This window comes from Falsiroseomonas sp. RANM36, assembly GCF_056682175.1.
Map to the genome: position 1 here is coordinate 1 of NZ_JBWXTD010000067.1, position 283 is coordinate 283.

Here is a 283-nt window from a genome sequence, read left to right on the forward strand (position 1 = left end):
CGCGCCGAGCTTCGCGCCGTTCACCGTGACCGCGCCCTTGGCCGGCACGAGATAGGCCGCGCGGTCGGCGCCGCGCGACTGCACCCGCGTCTGGCCGGCCTTCAGCGTGGTGGCGAGCACCGCGCCGGTGACGTTGAGCGGCAGCGCGCCGTTGCCCTGGTCCTGCGGCCGGCCGGAGGCCAGCTCCTCGAAGCCTGCCTCGCGCGCCGCCTTGGGGAACTGCTTCGCGCCCCAGTTCGGCTTCGCGCCACGGCGGTCGGGGATGATCCAGATCTGGAAGATG

General features: G+C 74.2%; 1 protein-coding gene. It reads right to left on the bottom strand.

The window, feature by feature from the left end; all coding sequences use genetic code 11:
* The coding region (locus tag AC1MIR_RS27865) for a pirin family protein (RefSeq protein ID WP_480031416.1) at positions 1–283 on the bottom strand (283 nt) is incomplete at both ends.